The sequence below is a fragment of the Rodentibacter heidelbergensis genome, assembly GCF_002000125.1.
GTDB lineage: Bacteria > Pseudomonadota > Gammaproteobacteria > Enterobacterales > Pasteurellaceae > Rodentibacter > Rodentibacter heidelbergensis.
In genome coordinates this window covers 1-16,240 of the sequence record NZ_MLHH01000017.1, presented here as the reverse complement: position 1 = coordinate 16,240, position 16,240 = coordinate 1, and the positions used below count along the sequence as shown (strand labels likewise).

Below are 16,240 nucleotides of genomic sequence, written 5' to 3'. Positions count from 1 at the left end.
TTTATCGTCCTATGAAGGTTGAGGTTAATAAATAAGGTTAGACTTTTCGCATCATCAGTAAGAAATAACTGCCGCCCACTAAAGTGGCGACTAAACCTGCAGGGATTTCATAAGGGAACAGGATTTGTCGCCCAATCCAATCGGCGATGAGCATAATCGTGCTACCAAGTAATGCGGAAATCAGTAATTGTTGCCGTGCTTTATAGACCCCTAAAAAATGGGTGAGATGAGGCACAAGCAAGCCAATAAAACTTAATGGCCCAACCATTAAGGTGGCAAGTGCGGTTAAAATCGCACTAAAAATAATTAAAATCCAACGTGTTTGTAAAATATTCAATCCGAGGGCTTGTGCCATAGGGGATTGTAGGCGGAGTAAATCTAACCAGCGGCTAAATAGCAAGCTCACCACCAATAAAACCAATGCCAATAGAGTAAAAGGAATGGCAAGGGTAGGATCGAGGCTTTGGGTTGAGCCTGATGTCCAGCTGATGAGTTGATTTGCCCGGGGATCGCCACTGGCAATGACAATACGTTGGAGCGTATCAAACAGGGCGGAGAGGCTGATCCCGGTGAGTAAGACTTTTTCCGGTAACATTCCGCTACGCTGGTTGATGCTGGCAAGGATGAACAAGGCAAGGAGTGCGCCACTTATGCCGGCAAGCCAAAACCAAAGCGTATCTTGTGCGGAGAAGACAAAAAGCAACACCAAAATTCCCATGCCGGCACCGGAGGAAACGCCTAATAATTCGGGGCTTGCCATCGGGTTTAAGGTTAAACGTTGTAATAATACACCGGCGACAGAAAGCAGAATACCGGCACAAATAGCAATCAACATACGGGGATAACGTAGAGCGAGAATGTCTAACTGAAAGGTGTGTTCAGGAATGAGCATCTGCCAACTATTTTGCGCATTTTTTCCCAAGCCAAGAGCTAAGATCACACTCACGACAAAAAAAGCAATCATCAGCCAAGTAAAGTGCGGTCGATATTGACGGATTTTTTGGAAATGTGTCGTTGTTAAACGCCCGCTATGAGGTAAGGTGCGAAACATCAACCAAAGGAGTAGCGGTGTGCCAAGCAACGCTGTCGCCGCGCCTGTCGGTAAACTTATCTGATAATAAACATTCACCAGTTGTAAAATTAAATCGGTGATTGCCAGTAATAATGCGCCAAGTACAATTGATGCGCTCAGTTGCCAAGTGAAGGTGCGAATACCCAGCTGGCGAACCAAGGTTGCGGCGCTCAAGCCGATAAATCCAATCATTCCCACCGCACTGACTACCGAGGCAATTAAATAGGCACTGATGATAATGCCGATAAAACGAAGTTTGCCCACAGGGACCCCCAAACTTTTAGCATTGCTGTCATTGAGGGAGAGAATACTAAGTGGACGGCGTAATAAAAAAATCAGAGAAAAACAGACCGCACTTTGTAATGCAAGCTGTTGGCTGTCATGCCAGCTTTCTTGCACAAGAGAGCCTGCTCCCCATTGTGCCAACCCTCGGGCTTCCTCCGGATAAAATAACATTATCATTGCGGTGCAAGCGCCAAAATAAAGATTAACCACAAGACCGGCAAGAATCAGTAATAAAGGCGATAGGGTTTTACGCATCGCCAGTACAAGGACGAATAATAGACTGAATATTGCCCCCACGAGTGCAATTAAACCGGTACTGTATTGCAAAAATTGAGGGGCAAAAATCGCCACGGTAAATAAGCTAAATTGTGCACCACTGTTAATGCCAAGGGTGCTATCGGAAGCGAGGGGATTCCCCATCACTTGTTGCAATAATAGGCTGGCAAAAGCCAATGTGCCACCGGCAAGCAAAGCGATCGCAATGCGAGGTAGGGTATAGCTTTGTACCAAGAGTAAATCCAGATTATCGGTGGGGTGGATTAGCCCTAAAATACTTGTATTTTCAGGCAGTTGTACGGTTAATAAGCCGATTGAAAGCGCGCAGAATAATCCGCCTAACAGGATAAAAAATAAGGAAGGGCGGTTTACCATTGTTCGCCTCCCTGTAATAAGCCATGGGCAAAAATACCGATAAAACGTTGGGCGGAGGGAATGGCACCGAATGTCCAAACGGCCGGTAAAATTAAAGGTTCTCTGGCAAGGGGTAAACGTTGCCATAATGTATTGTGCGTGAGTGCCGTGGCAATATTATTCGGATAAGGTTTTATCACCACAAAGCGCGTATTTTTAGGCAATTTTGCCAGTTCGGTGATGTCAATATTTTGAAATCCCCAAGTATTCACTTCCGGTAAGTAGGCGTTTTTAAAACCCAGTTGGCGGATAACCTCACCCGGTAAGCTATTTTCACCATAAATGCGTAAATGACGGGTGTCGATAAATTGCACCAAAGCGATGGGGCGATCGGTAAATGCCTGTAATAAGGGGCGATAGTGGTGAATGGTTTGCTGATATTTTGCCAGTAATTGTTGTACTGTTTGCGGTTTGCCGATGATCTCACCAATTTTCCAAGTAGCAGCGACAACATTTTCCCAAGCCTTGCCTTCTTTGTAAAAATCAACGTTATAGACTTTTCCATAGGGCGCTAATTTTTCATTGAGCGTGGCATAGAATTGGCTGTGAATAAAGCTTAATGATTGTGGATTAACGGAATGAGAAAGGGCGGCAATACGCTCCATATTCGGTTGTAAACGAATGCCTAAATCAATCGTATTGTGAGGTAGTTTGGGTTCTCTCACCCAAGTTTGGTAGCTTTTCACATCACCTACGGCAAGAGGCGGATGTTCAAGCGCAATGAGGGTTTCGGCCACCGACCAATCTACCGTGGCATAGGCTACGGTGGCATTAATGGCTTGTTTTTCTGTGGCAAGGCTTTCAGCCCCAACGTTTTCAGCCCCAAAGCTTTCAACGCCGAAGAAAAGTGCGGTCAAAAAAAGCAACGTTTTTTGCACCTTGGCAAAACTGAGGGGAGCGAAGCCATAAATCATCCTGTCAGCGATGGCGTATAACATTTGTAGTGAGTTTTTAACAGAAGAGAACATATTAATAAAAACTCACGGGACGATGGGTATTGGGGTGTTTTATGACATTGAGTTCAATGCCGTAAATTTGTTGTAATGAAGGCGTATTGACAATATCGTGCGCATTGCCTTGGGCGAGTAATTTTCCGCTATGCAATGCCACTAAATGATCGCAAAAACGGGCAGCAAGATTGATATCGTGAATGACAATCACCACGCCCAGGTTTAATTCACGACTTAAGCGATGAATCAGTTGCATCACTTCCACTTGATGAGCGATATCTAAGGCCGCTAAAGGTTCATCCAATAATAAAAATCGGCTCTCTTGTGCCATCAACATGGCAAGCCAAATTCTCGAGCGTTCTCCACCGGAAAGGGTATTCACCCATTGATCGGCAAATTTTTCTGTGTGAGTGAGCTGTAATGCCCTTGTGATCGCTTGTTTGTCTGCATCGGTTTTTCGCCCAAATAAGCCATTCCAAGCATAACGTCCCATGGCGATGAGTTCTTTTGCCGTCATATTGGTGGCTTGTGGCAAATGTTGCGGTAAATAAGCCACTTGCTTGGCAAAATCCCGACTATTCCATTGGTGAACAGAACGATTAGCCAACAAAATCTCACCTGAAGAGATTTTTTGTTGGCGTGCCATGAGTTTGATTAATGTTGATTTGCCCGAACCGTTATGCCCGATTAATCCATAAACCTGACCTCTTTCAAAGGAAAGGGAAATGGGGTGGAGTAAGGTTCTGTTGGGAAGAGAATAGGAAACTTGTTGAAGTTGAAACACAAATTATCTCGAATACATCAAAGTTGGCGTCATTCTATGTGAAAATCATTCTTATTTCAACTTCAGGTTTTTTGCTTATAACAATGGGCTAAATAAAAAGAATAAGCGCTCAATAATGCGGTGATAAAGGGGGCGGGAAAGCCATTTTTCACTGTCTAGGCGATCTGAATTGGCAATGTAGCTTTCATGCAAAATGGAAACTTCATTGGCAAAGGCAAGATCTTCCACGGCAAGGGCTACTTCAAAATTTAAGAAGAAACTGCGTAAATCCATATTCATCGTGCCAACAAGGGCCAGTTTGTTATCAATCAGCACACTTTTGGTGTGAAGTAAACCAGCCTTAAATTCATAAATTTTTACTCCTGCGGCAAGCAGATCGTCAAAAAAGGTACGGCTTGCCCAGCTCACCATTAAAGAATCATTTTTCTTCGGTAGAATAATGGAAACTTCCACCCCTCGTAAGGCCGCAATACGCAATGCTTCGGCAATACTATGGCTTGGCACAAAATAAGGGGAGGTGATAACAATGCTTTCTCTTGCCGCATAAATCGCCAACGCCAAACTTTGTGGCGCAAGATCATCGGGGAACGCAGGTCCAGTGGCGATCACTTGAACGGAGTGAGTGTCATAATCATCAATGGGAACGAGGGGACAATTGGGTAAAAATAAAGGCAATTCCACGCCGGTTTCAATTTCCCAATCCCAAGCATGCAGACTGTTTAACACCGCCGATACCGGGCCATTCACCCGTACCATCACATCTACCCAATTGCCTACGTTGCTATTTTGTTTAAAAAAGGCAGGATCCACCATATTCATACTGCCGGTATAGGAAATTTGATTATCAATGACAATAATTTTACGGTGTTGGCGTAAATCGATCCGACTAAAAAACATCCGAAAGAGGTTCACATACAGCGTTTCTACAATGTCGATGCCTTGTTTTCGTAGCTCCCGACAGGCTTTGCTTTTGAGAAAAGGACGGCTGCCTACGGAATCCAATAAAATTCGGATTTCCACGCCACGCTGTTTGGCATCCAACAGGGCTTGGCTCACTTTTTCCACCAGCCCTTTGTTCGACCAAATATAAAACACCATATTAATGGAATACTGCGCCTGTTCAATATCCTTGATAATGTGCTGAATAATGCTTTCGGGTGTATCTAAAATATGCAGTTCATTGCCTTTGATACAAGGAATACCAAGGCGTTGATAATTCAAATCAAAGAGCGGTCGATATTGCAGACTTTTTGGCGTGCTAACCAACGCTGACTGTTGAGATAAGTGGGTGAGCCAGTGGTGATATTTCGGGTGTAATGTGCGAAATGCTTTGGCTCGCTTTGTTCCCAATTTCACCTCACCAAAAATAAAATAGGCAAGCACACCGACCACCGGTACAAGATAGATAAGCATAAGCCAAGAAAGGGTGGCCGAGGAGGATTGTTTTTTCACCAAAAGACGAAGGGTTATCGAGATAATTGTCAGCCACGCCAACACAGGAATGATATAAACCAGTATAATATGTTCAAAACTCATAAAATTTTAACCGCACTTATGGAATTTGACCTTCTTTATCAACACCGTGATTTTATCATTATTTATAAACCTTGTGGTATGAGTGTCCATAAAGACAGTGAAGCCGAGGGGCTAACCTCATTGTTGGCAAAACAAATCGGCGTTGAGAAAGTGTGGTTGGTGCATCGACTGGATAAAGTGACCTCTGGCTTATTAATTCTTGCCTTAAACGCAGAAAGTGCGGCGGAATTTTCACGGCTTTTTGCTGAACATCGTATTCACAAAACCTACCTCGCCTTAAGCTTTCAAAAACCGAAAAAGAAACAAGGTTTGATTATCGGCGATATGAAAAAAGCGCGTAACGGTGCATGGAAACTTTGCCAAAGCAGGGAAAACCCAGCGATAACCCGATTTGAAAGCCTCAGTTGCGAACCGAATTTACGCCTGTTTTTCCTTAAACCTCAAACCGGTAAAACCCACCAGTTGCGTGTGGCGATGAAAAGCCTAGGCAGCCCGATTTTAGGTGATGAACTCTATGGTAAAAACACGCCCAAAATGGACCGCACTTATTTGCACGCCGCAAGGCTTGAATTTGAATTTCACGGGAAGAAATTTGATGTGGCGGTGAGGCCAAAAGAGGGGGATTGGTGGCAAAAAGACAGTGTGAAGATGAAAATAAATGAAAACCCTTTTTTCGGAAAAGGGAAAATCCCTGTATAATACCGACAATTTTTGTAACTAGGAACTGAAATGAAATTTATCTCTTTTAATATTAATGGGTTGCGTGCTCGCCCTCATCAATTAGAAGCGGTGATTGAAAAATATCAACCGGATGTGATTGGTCTTCAGGAAATTAAAGTAGCTGATGAGGCTTTTCCCTATGAAATCACGGAAAATCTGGGCTACCATGTTTTTCATCATGGGCAAAAAGGCCACTATGGTGTGGCGTTATTAACCAAACAAGCGCCAAAAGCCGTTCGCCGTGGTTTTCCGACAGATGCTGAGGATGCACAAAAACGCATTATTATGGCAGATTTGGAAACGGATTTTGGTTTGCTGACGGTGATTAATGGCTATTTCCCACAAGGCGAGAGCCGTGCCCATGAAACTAAATTTCCGGCAAAAGAAAAATTCTATGCCGATTTACAGCGTTATTTAGAACAAGATCACGATAAAGCCAATCCCGTTTTAATTATGGGCGATATGAATATTAGCCCGAGCGATTTGGATATCGGTATTGGAGAGGAAAACCGCAAACGTTGGTTGCGTACCGGAAAATGTTCTTTCTTACCCGAAGAGCGTGAATGGTATCAGCGTTTATATGATTATGGTTTGGAAGACAGCTTCCGTAAATTGAACCCTACCGCAAATGATAAATTCTCGTGGTTTGATTACCGTTCAAAAGGGTTTGATGATAATCGTGGTTTACGCATTGACCATATTTTAGTAAACCATGCCTTGGCAGAGCGTTGTGTTGATGCCGGCATTGCTTTGGATATTCGGGCAATGGAAAAACCTTCTGATCACGCACCGATTTGGGCTGAATTTAAATAGGATAAAAAATGGATATGGCAAATTGGCAGAATTATCGTTCTATGGTGAATGATATGCCTGCTGTGTTTACCGCAAATATTGAAAATATCGATCAATTCCATGGTAAGAATTGCAATAAAATTGTGCAATTCACCATTAATTATCAGAGCGATGAGAGCGGGCTTCCCTCAGAAGGGGAGTACGATAAGCTAATTAATCGTATCTTCAAAATTTTGGCGCAATTGAGCGCACTGCCTAATGTCTTTTTTGCTGGACATTTTATCTGTAACGGACAGGCGAAAATGCATTTTTATTGCGAACATTCGGAAATCTTACTGGAAACCTTATCACAGGTTGAATTTGTCGAGGCAGTGAGTGTTCAAGATGATCCGAATTGGGATACTTATTTTGATTTTTTACTTGCCTCGCCTCTTGAGATCAAAATGAATGCCACGGAAGAATTATTGGGGTTATTGCAAAGTAAAGGTCGAGATCTGAGTGATACTTATTTGGTGGAGCATAGTTTTCATTTTGACGAAGAACAAAAGATGTTTCCTTTTATGGATGAATTGAGTTTGGGAGATTATTCTTTCATCACACTACAATATTCCGCTCAAGCCATTCAATTTAACGAGGATGATGAGCCTTATTATCTAGTCAAACTAGAGCAAGAACTTTCTCTCGATAATAGTGAAATTTTTGAGCAAGTGGAAAAGTTTGAAAAGTTAGCTCAACAATTTATGGGGGATTATATTGGTTGGGAATGTGATAGTTTGATGGAGGATAATAAACAGTTAAACTGATCACTTCTTCACTCGGGGTATTTCGCCTGATTTCTTCCGTCTGTATGCTAGCGGGAGAAGGAAAATTTAATCTATCCTTCTCCCACAAAAAATGTTATTTCACCCAAGTGACAATTTCATCCATCGCTTTGCGGGATTTCTTCGCAATATCACGGACTCGATAACCAAAGGTTGCGGCAACAGAAACGCCGTATTCATTCGGGTCAAACAAGCCTTCTTCAGCAAGGGTTTGGTTCATTAAATCATAATGAAAGCCTTCAATCGGACAAGAGTCAATCCCCATCGCTGCCGCACCGGTCAGCATATTTGCAAGAGCGATATAGGTTTGTTTGCTACACCAATCAAATAAAGTGCGGTCACTTTCCAACAATTTCATATCGTTTTCTTGCAGCGTTTTGTATTTGGCTAAGGCTTGTTGCTGCTGTTCTTCATTAAGCCCTTTTCTTGCCATCACATCCACAAAAAATGGGCTGTCGTAGCGGGCATTTTTCTTCGCCAGTAAAATGACTACATGGCTACAATTGTCTAATTGATTCATCATCCCCCAGCTAAAAGGTTTGATTTTCTCCCGTAAGGCTTTATTTTGAATGACTAGAATTTTCCAAGGTTCAGATCCCACAGAACTCGGTGAAAGGCGGGCGCATTCTAAAATGGCGTGGAAATCTTCATCGCTGATTTTTTTAGCCGGATCGTAATAACGGGTGGAACTACGTTGATTAAGAAGCTCGATAACCTCTTGAGCGGTAAGTTTTACCATGATTTTTCCCTATATTTGATGTTAAAAATTAGTCACATTTTACGTTTTTCTGGACAAATCGGCAAACGGGTTATCATTGTTTATAGGGGAGGTTTGGCAAAGACTGAAAATAAAAAAGGTTGGCATAAATACCAACCTTTTTTTGATAATATCTTGATAAACAAGAGACTATTGTTATCAATACGAGAGTTCGCCGTATTAACGTTTGGAGTATTGTGGACGACGACGAGCTTTGTGTAAACCCACTTTTTTACGTTCAACGCGACGAGCATCACGAGTAACAAAGCCGGCTGCACGAAGTGCAGGACGTAGGGTTTCATCGTATTCAATTAATGCACGAGTGATACCGTGACGGATTGCACCCGCTTGACCAGAAATACCGCCACCTTTTACAGTGATGTATAGGTCTAATTTATCAGTTAATTCAACCAATTCTAAAGGTTGACGTACGATCATTCGTGAGGTTTCACGACCGAAGTAAACGTCTAATTCACGTTGGTTGATAGTGATTTTACCACTGCCCGGTTTGATAAATACACGAGCTGAAGAGCTTTTGCGGCGACCTGTGCCGTAGTTTTGATTCTCTGCCATATCCTAAACCTCGTGATTAAATATCTAAAACTTGTGGTTGTTGTGCAGCGTGTTGGTGTTCAGAACCTGCATACACTTTTAATTTGCGGAACATTGCACGGCCTAATGGACCTTTTGGCAACATACCTTTAACCGCAATTTCAATCACTGCTTCAGGACGGCGTGCGATCATTTCTTTGAAAGTCGCTTGCTTGATACCGCCAACATAGCCGGTGTGCCAATAGTAAAGTTTATCAGTTTCTTTACGACCGGTTACCGCTACTTTGTCTGCATTGATGACGATGATGTAATCACCGGTATCAACGTGTGGCGTATATTCAGCCTTGTGTTTACCACGAAGACGACGTGCTAATTCAGTCGCTAAACGACCTAAAGTTTTACCTGTCGCATCTACTACGTACCAGTCGCGTTTAACCGTTTCTGGTTTTGCTACAAAAGTTTTCATTAATTAATTACCAAAAATTAGTTTGATACCCAGTGTTCTTAATGAACACAACCAGTCATCAAAATCTTCACCCCTTCGAGTGCGATTTCAATAAAATAATGCACGATGGGAATTCGTGCATCAACAGGGTCGGCGTATTATACCTATTTTTCAGACAAATGCTAATTTTTTATAGCAAAATCTATGATTTAATTTTGCATAAAGATTGAACTGATTTCTTATGCATCTATCGCTTTTGAAATTATCTGAAATAGATAGGTTGCATGGCGTCATTGAAGACTAATCCACAATTCTTAAATGCGAGGTGGATTTCGCTGAAGGTTTTTTCTTTTCCCCTTTGGGTTTATCCACCGCTTCTGCAAAGCTATTAGGCTGATCGGTGCTCGGGGCGTTATTTAACTCATCATAAATGGCTTCCGGCTCAAACATCACGCCATCACCGTTTTCACGCGCATAAATAGCAAGCGCTGCCCCCATAGGGATATAGAGTTCTCGTGATACGCCTTTAAAACGGGCATTAAATTGAATGAAATCATTGGTGAGTTGTAAATTCCCTGTGGCATTGGCGGAAAGATTAAGCACAATTTGTCCGTCTTGCACATACTCAACAGGGACGTTGACCCCCCAATAAGTGGCATCGACCACTAAATAAGGGGTGAAGTCATTATCAATAAGCCAATCATAGTATGCCCGTAATAAATAGGGGCGTTTGGGGGAAGATTGATATGCCATTATTTATCATCCATCAAATTTTTAGGAGCGGCTTCTCCGACTGATTGTAAAAAGGAATCACGGCTGAACACACGATCCATATAACCTTTCAAGGCTTTGCTGCCTGCACCGGTAAATTCCACCCCAAATTGTTTTAGTTTCCATAGCAAAGGCGCAATGTAACAATCAATTAAGCTGAATTCTTCGCTCATAAAATAAGGGGTTTGTTGGAAAATAGGGGCGGCCGCCAATAATTCTTCTTTCAGTTGTTTTAACGCTTCCGCACGCTCTGCTTCATTGCCTTTTTCCGCTTTCATTAGGGTTGGATACCAATCTTGTTCAATGCGGTACATTAAAAGACGGGTTTTACCACGAGCGATCGGGTAAACCGGCATAAGAGGAGGGTGAGGAAAACGTTCGTCAAGGTATTCGATAATAATACGGGAATTAAAGAGTTCTAAATCACGGTCGACTAAGGTTGGTAACGTGCCATAAGGATTTAATTCCATTAAATCTTCTGATAATGCTTGCGGATCAACTTCTTCATTTTCATAAGCTACGCCTTTTTCTGCCAGCACAATTTTCACTTGATGACAGTAAATATCATCTTTATTTGAAAAAAGTGTCATTACAAAACGTTTACTTGATGCATTGGACATGAATTCCTCCGAAGATCCAAATTAAATAATTAAAAGAGTTTCAAAAGTTCGCTATTTTATCACAAGCCCAACTAAAAAAGCCAAGAAAAACTTATTTTTTATTTATATTCAGTAAGTTAGAGGATAAGTGATATCGCAAATAAAAAATGAAAAAACGGAGGAAACCCTCCGTTTTATGAGATAGGGATAGCTATTTTCTGATGATTATTGTTTACGCCAAGTGGTGCCGTTTGCGCCGTCTTCTAACACAATTCCCATGGCCGTTAAGGCATTTCTTGCTTCATCTGCCAAAGCCCAGTTTTTGGCTGCTCTGGCTTCATTGCGTTGTTGGATTAAGGCTTCAATTTTAGCGATTTCATCTTCATTAGAGCCGGCTTGCAAAAAGCTTTCCGGATCTTGTTCTAATAATCCCAAAATGTGAGCCAATTCCCGTAGGCGTGCGGCTAATCCATTGGCTTTTTCCATCTCTTCTGATTTTAATTTATTGACTTCCCGTGCCATTTCAAATAACACGGAAATCGCATTTGGCGTATTAAAATCATCGTCCATTGCTTCACGGAAGGCTTCAACAAAATGTTCTCCGCCAAAAGCGACCGCAGTTTGATCCGTTCCCCGCAAGGCGGTATATAACCGTTCCAATGCCCCATGGGCTAAATTCAGGTTTTCTTCACTGTAATTGAGCTGGCTGCGGTAATGAGCGGATAATAAGAAATAGCGTACGCTTTCCGCATCATAATGGTTGAGAACATCACGAATAGTGAAGAAATTGCCGAGTGATTTCGACATTTTCTCTTTATCTACCATAATCATACCGGAGTGAATCCAATAATTAACGTAATCGCCACCGTGCGCACAGCAAGATTGGGCAATTTCATTTTCGTGATGAGGGAACATTAAATCCGATCCGCCGCCGTGAATATCAAAATGTTCACCTAACTGCTTACTATTCATTGCTGAACATTCAATATGCCAACCCGGACGCCCCGCTCCCCAAGGGGATGGCCAACTTGGCTCGTTCGGTTTTGACATTTTCCATAGCACAAAGTCCATTGGGTTTTTCTTCACTTCGGAAACATCCACCCTTGCGCCCGCTTGGAGTTGTTCTAAATCTTGACGGGATAATTGACCATATTCTTTGAAACTTTCTACATCGAACATGACATCGCCGTTTTGTGCGACATAAGCATGCCCACGTTCAATTAATTTTTCAACAATTTCAATAATTTCGGGAATATGATGGGTGGCACGAGGCTCTGAGTCGGGGCGTAAAATATTTAACGCATCAAAATCTTTGTACATTTCCACAACCATGCGATCAACCAATTGTTCGCAAGTTTCTTGATTTTCTAAGGCGCGTTTAATGATTTTGTCGTCCACATCGGTAATATTGCGTACATAGGTCAAATCATAGCCTAAATAACGCAAATAACGGGCGATCACATCAAAGCAGACAAAGGTGCGTCCGTGTCCGATATGGCATAGATCATAGACGGTGACCCCACACACATACATACCGACTTGGTTGGCATGGATCGGTTTAAAAATTTCTTTTTCTCGAGTTAGGGTATTGAAAATTTTTAGCATTTTTTTCTCGGTTTTAAATTTGACATTGAAACTGACCGCACTTTTATAGCACTTATTGCCTATTTATGGAATAATGGCGTTCTTTAAATTTCATAGGGAAATCAAAATGGTTATTTTACACACAAATTTGGGTGATATTAAAATTGCATTAAATGCAGAAAAAGCGCCCATTACAGTCGAAAATTTCTTAACTTATTGTAAAAACGGGTTTTATGATAACACAATTTTCCACCGTGTTATTGACGGATTTATGATCCAAGGTGGCGGTATGGAAAGCGGAATGAAAGAGAAAGCGACCAATGCGCCAATTCAAAATGAAGCAGCAAACGGCTTAAGCAATAAACGTGGCACCATTGCCATGGCTCGTACCTCCGATCCTCATTCTGCTACGGCACAATTTTTTATTAATGTAGCGGATAATACCTTTCTTGATTACCGTGCTAAAGAAATGTTTGGCAAAAATGTGGTACAAGAATGGGGCTATGCGGTATTCGGTGAAGTGGTGGAAGGCATGGATGTGGTCGATCAAATCAAAGGGGTGAAAACCGGTAGTAAAGGTTTTCATCAAGATGTGCCGAAAGAGGATGTGGTGATCCACTCCGTTACTGTAGAATAATGGCATAGAATAATGAAATAAACCTGAGCGTTGCCTCAGGTTTTCTCTTTCTATTTCAGTGCGAGAGATTATGGCTTTTTTCGATACTCATACTCACCTTGATTATTTACAGCAATTCACCGGCGAGCCGCTTTCACAATTAGTGGAAAATGCCAAGCAAGCTGGGGTAGAGAAGATACTGATTGTGGCGGTACTGGCTCGGGATTTCAAAACTATCCAAAAAATGACCGCACTTTATCCCCAAAATTTATATTATGGGCTGGGGCTACACCCGCTTTATATTAAAGAACATTCAGAAGGGGATTTATCGCTTTTGGAACAAGCTTTAGCGCATCGTGATAAAAATTGTACGGCAGTGGCGGAAATTGGTTTAGAGCGGGCGATCCCCGATTTATTGACAGATGAACTTTGGAAAAAACAATGCGATTTTTTTGAACGTCAGCTTTATCTTGCAAGACAATTTGCCTTGCCTGTGAATATTCATAGCCGAAAAGCACACGATCAAGTGTTTAGCTTTTTAAAGCGTATTTCATTGCCTCAATATGGGGTGATACATGGTTTTGCCGGCAGTTATGAGCAAGCCAAACGGTTTGTGGATCTCGGTTATAAAATCGGTGTGGGGGGCACGATTACTTATCAACGGGCGAATAAAACCCGCCAAGCGATAGCAAAATTGCCGTTGGATGCTTTGGTGCTGGAAACTGATAGCCCCGATATGCCGGTGTTTGGTTTTCAGGGGCAACCGAACCGCCCCGAACGGATTGTGGAAAGTTTTAATGCATTATGTTCGCTACGCAATGAGCCGAAAGATGAGATCGCACAAGTGATATGGGAAAAGAGTGTCAACCTGTTTGGTTAAAGGTGATTTGTTGAATTCGGTAAAATTATCATAAAAATGACCGCACTTTCACCTTTAAATTTCCTTATTTTTCAGTATCATATTCCTCATTTATTTTTTGTATTTTATGAATAACGCTCATGAAGCCCACATTTCTTGAACTTCGACATTTAAAAACATTGCTTGCTTTGAAAGAAACAGGCAGTGTTTCTTCCGCAGCCAAAAGGGTCTATCTCACCCAATCTGCGCTTTCTCATCAAATTAAACTCATTGAAGATCAATTCGGCCTCGCCTTATTTGAACGCAAAAGTCAGCCTCTACGCTTTACTTCAGCAGGTGAGCGTTTAATTCGCCTTGCCAATGAAGTGATGCCTAAAATTATTGATGCAGAGCGTGATTTAATTCGTGTGAAGCAGGGAGAGGCAGGGCAGTTGCGTATTGCGGTGGAATGTCATACCTGCTTTGATTGGTTAATGCCGGCCATGGATGCTTTTCGTCAAAATTGGGGGTTGGTGGAATTGGATATTGTTTCCGGTTTTCATACCGATCCCGTTGGTTTGTTACTTTCCCATCGAGCGGATTGTGTCATTGTGTCAGAAATTGAAAATAATGATTCGGTGATTTTTAAACCGCTCTTTTCCTATGAAATGATGGGGATTTGTTCAAAAGATCATGCTTTAGCCGAAAAAGCCGTTTGGGAAGCAGAGGATTTTGCCGATGAAACTTGGGTAACCTATCCGGTACCTGATGATATGTTGGATCTATTGCGTAAGGTGTTGAAACCGAAAGGGATTAACCCAATGCGCCGCACCACAGAGCTTACTATTGCGATGATTCAATTGGTGGCAAGCCGTCGTGGGATTGCCACCGTGCCTTATTGGGCAGCATTACCTTATCTTGAAAAAGGTTATGTGGTGGCACGCAAAATCACCCAAGAGGGATTATTTAGCAATTTATATGTGGCGATTCGTCGGGAAGATAAAGATCTTGCCTATGTTGAGGATTTCTATCAAACCGTCAAATCCCAAAGTTTTTCTACCTTACCCGGATTATCGGTTTTAGCCTAAGCGAAGTGGTTGATGGCAGTTTCTCAGCAATATCCAATCCGTGCTGCAGCGAAAGCGGCACTCCCTTATAGCGCCCCTATGCTTGCCGGTTTTTTATTTCTTGGCGTGGCCTACGGCATTTATATGAAAGCCCTTGGTTTTGGTGTGTGGTATCCAATGCTGATGGCATTACTCATCTATGCCGGTTCGGTGGAGTTTATTGCCGCTGCTGCGCTGGTTGCCCCTTTTTCGCCTCTGAGTGTTTTATTAATCACCCTGATGGTGAGTGCCCGCCAAATTTTCTATGGCATTTCAATGTTGGAAAAATACGGCGCACAGCTTGGCAAAAAACGTTGGTATTTAATCAGCAGTTTGGTGGATGAATCCTTTTCCCTAAATTATATGGCGAATATTCCCGCCCATTTGGATAAAGGCTGGTATATGTTTTTTGTCAGTTTATACCTGCACATTTATTGGGTGATGGGAGCGGCTCTGGGGAATATCTTTGGTGAAATTTTACCGATAGATTTAAAAGGGGTGGAATTTGCCATGACGGCGCTTTTCTTGGTGATTTTTGCGGAAAATTGGATGAAAGAGAAATCCCATGAAAGTGCCTTATTAGGCTTGGGCATTAGCTTAGTTTTCTTATTTATTGTCGGTAAACAACATTTTCTTATTCCTACGCTTATCAGCATTTGGCTGGTGTTGACATTACGCCGTCCTAAATTAAAAACGAAGCTGGAGGCATTATGACCCTATCAGAAGAAATCATCACAATTGGTCTATGTGTGCTTGCGGTTCAATTTACACGGCTTTTACCTTTTTGGGTTTTTCCGGCAAATCGTCCTATTCCCGAGTATATCCGCTATCTTGGCAAAGTATTGCCTGCGGCAATGTTTGGGATGTTGGTGATCTATTGTTATAAAAATATCGATTTATTGAGTGGCTATCACGGCATACCGGATTTTCTTGCCGGTGCGCTGGTATTAGTGTTGCATTTCTGGAAAAAGAATATGTTTCTCTCTATTGCCGCAGGCACGATTTTTTATATGGTGTTGGTTCAAACGGTTTTTATTTAACCTCTTCCCGTCTGTGATGAAGATAGTTGAAATTGGGGATTGGCTATCTCATCACCACATCTAAAAATTCAAGCCATTTTCTTGTGGTTCACACTGTTGAGAGCATTCATAGGGAGCATAAAAATTTTGGGGCTGTCCTAGATAACTAACCTAATACACCCTTAACTAATTGTTTTAAAATGGAAATTTGATGTTTTAGGTCGCTATGATTAAAACGCCATTCACACTCCTTCAAGTACAACTCAAAATGTGCTTTGGGAATACCGTTAAACTTGCGTAAAT

The 16,240-nt window shown here is 42.1% G+C and carries 18 protein-coding genes and 1 pseudogene; 8 read left to right on the top strand and 11 right to left on the bottom strand.

What is annotated here, in order from left to right; genetic code table 11:
* Positions 1–37: 37 nt before the first annotated feature.
* The 4 genes from fhuB to cls all read right to left on the bottom strand — a co-directional run bounded on the left by fhuB (position 38) and on the right by cls (position 5,317).
* A complete protein-coding gene (gene fhuB, locus BKK48_RS07735; RefSeq protein ID WP_077427548.1) occupies positions 38–2,008 on the bottom strand; it encodes a Fe(3+)-hydroxamate ABC transporter permease FhuB in 1,971 nt (656 codons plus the stop codon).
* Entirely contained in the window at positions 2,002–3,015 is a 1,014-nt protein-coding gene (locus tag BKK48_RS07730; protein WP_244154886.1) for an iron-siderophore ABC transporter substrate-binding protein, read from the bottom strand. The genes fhuB and BKK48_RS07730 overlap by 7 nt, the downstream gene beginning before the upstream one ends.
* Position 3,016: 1 nt before the next feature.
* Positions 3,017–3,781, bottom strand: coding sequence for an ABC transporter ATP-binding protein (locus tag BKK48_RS07725; RefSeq protein WP_077427547.1), 765 nt, complete (start codon positions 3,779–3,781; stop codon positions 3,017–3,019).
* 75 nt (positions 3,782–3,856) lie between these two features.
* Complete coding sequence (gene cls / locus BKK48_RS07720; RefSeq protein WP_077427546.1) at positions 3,857–5,317, bottom strand: cardiolipin synthase; 1,461 nt, start codon at positions 5,315–5,317, stop codon at positions 3,857–3,859.
* 18 nt (positions 5,318–5,335) lie between these two features.
* On the opposite strand from cls, the gene BKK48_RS07715 reads away from it, so the two are divergent.
* From BKK48_RS07715 to BKK48_RS07705, 3 genes are read left to right on the top strand one after another with little or no spacing between them, the layout of a single operon-like run.
* Positions 5,336–6,016 (top strand): TIGR01621 family pseudouridine synthase, encoded by a 681-nt coding sequence (locus BKK48_RS07715; RefSeq protein WP_077427617.1) that lies wholly within the window; start codon positions 5,336–5,338, stop codon positions 6,014–6,016.
* A gap of 30 nt (positions 6,017–6,046) precedes the next feature.
* Positions 6,047–6,850, top strand: coding sequence for an exodeoxyribonuclease III (xthA, locus tag BKK48_RS07710; protein WP_077427545.1), 804 nt, complete (start codon positions 6,047–6,049; stop codon positions 6,848–6,850).
* 8 nt (positions 6,851–6,858) lie between these two features.
* Positions 6,859–7,632, top strand: a complete 774-nt coding sequence (locus BKK48_RS07705; RefSeq protein ID WP_077427544.1) for a TIGR01619 family protein — start codon at positions 6,859–6,861, stop codon at positions 7,630–7,632.
* Positions 7,633–7,726: 94 nt separating this feature from the next.
* Here BKK48_RS07705 and BKK48_RS07700 read toward each other — a convergent pair whose 3' ends face one another.
* The 6 genes from BKK48_RS07700 to cysS form a co-directional block, all read right to left on the bottom strand.
* Entirely contained in the window at positions 7,727–8,389 is a 663-nt protein-coding gene (locus BKK48_RS07700) for an NAD(P)H-dependent oxidoreductase (protein WP_077427543.1), read from the bottom strand.
* A 198-nt stretch (positions 8,390–8,587) separates the two neighbouring features.
* A complete protein-coding gene (rpsI, locus tag BKK48_RS07695) occupies positions 8,588–8,980 on the bottom strand; it encodes a 30S ribosomal protein S9 (RefSeq protein ID WP_017806615.1) in 393 nt (130 codons plus the stop codon).
* Between the two features lie 16 nt (positions 8,981–8,996).
* Positions 8,997–9,425: a 50S ribosomal protein L13 gene (gene rplM / locus BKK48_RS07690; protein WP_077416350.1), complete on the bottom strand. Its 429-nt coding sequence runs from the start codon at positions 9,423–9,425 to the stop codon at positions 8,997–8,999.
* Between the two features lie 279 nt (positions 9,426–9,704).
* Positions 9,705–10,157, bottom strand: coding sequence for a ClpXP protease specificity-enhancing factor (locus tag BKK48_RS07685; RefSeq protein ID WP_077427542.1), 453 nt, complete (start codon positions 10,155–10,157; stop codon positions 9,705–9,707).
* A complete protein-coding gene (gene sspA / locus BKK48_RS07680) occupies positions 10,157–10,795 on the bottom strand; it encodes a stringent starvation protein SspA (RefSeq protein ID WP_077427541.1) in 639 nt (212 codons plus the stop codon). Before sspA ends, BKK48_RS07685 begins: the two co-directional genes overlap by 1 nt.
* Positions 10,796–10,999: 204 nt before the next feature.
* Complete coding sequence (gene cysS, locus BKK48_RS07675; protein ID WP_077427540.1) at positions 11,000–12,379, bottom strand: cysteine--tRNA ligase; 1,380 nt, start codon at positions 12,377–12,379, stop codon at positions 11,000–11,002.
* A 106-nt stretch (positions 12,380–12,485) separates the two neighbouring features.
* Between cysS and BKK48_RS07670 the strand changes: the two genes are divergently transcribed.
* The 5 genes from BKK48_RS07670 to BKK48_RS07650 all read left to right on the top strand — a co-directional run bounded on the left by BKK48_RS07670 (position 12,486) and on the right by BKK48_RS07650 (position 15,958).
* Positions 12,486–12,995 carry a peptidylprolyl isomerase gene (locus BKK48_RS07670; protein WP_077427539.1) on the top strand — a complete coding sequence of 170 codons (510 nt, stop codon included), beginning with the start codon at positions 12,486–12,488 and terminating at the stop codon, positions 12,993–12,995.
* A gap of 70 nt (positions 12,996–13,065) precedes the next feature.
* Positions 13,066–13,854 carry a TatD family hydrolase gene (locus tag BKK48_RS07665; protein ID WP_077427538.1) on the top strand — a complete coding sequence of 263 codons (789 nt, stop codon included), beginning with the start codon at positions 13,066–13,068 and terminating at the stop codon, positions 13,852–13,854.
* A gap of 119 nt (positions 13,855–13,973) precedes the next feature.
* Positions 13,974–14,900 carry a LysR family transcriptional regulator gene (locus BKK48_RS07660; RefSeq protein ID WP_077427537.1) on the top strand — a complete coding sequence of 309 codons (927 nt, stop codon included), beginning with the start codon at positions 13,974–13,976 and terminating at the stop codon, positions 14,898–14,900.
* Positions 14,901–14,912: 12 nt separating this feature from the next.
* Positions 14,913–15,632: an azaleucine resistance protein AzlC gene (azlC, locus tag BKK48_RS07655; RefSeq protein WP_077427536.1), complete on the top strand. Its 720-nt coding sequence runs from the start codon at positions 14,913–14,915 to the stop codon at positions 15,630–15,632.
* Positions 15,629–15,958 (top strand): branched-chain amino acid transporter permease, encoded by a 330-nt coding sequence (locus BKK48_RS07650; RefSeq protein ID WP_077427535.1) that lies wholly within the window; start codon positions 15,629–15,631, stop codon positions 15,956–15,958. The genes azlC and BKK48_RS07650 overlap by 4 nt, the downstream gene beginning before the upstream one ends.
* A 145-nt stretch (positions 15,959–16,103) precedes the next feature.
* Here BKK48_RS07650 and BKK48_RS07645 read toward each other — a convergent pair.
* Positions 16,104–16,240, bottom strand: a pseudogene (locus BKK48_RS07645) (IS1595 family transposase); the annotation flags it as partial.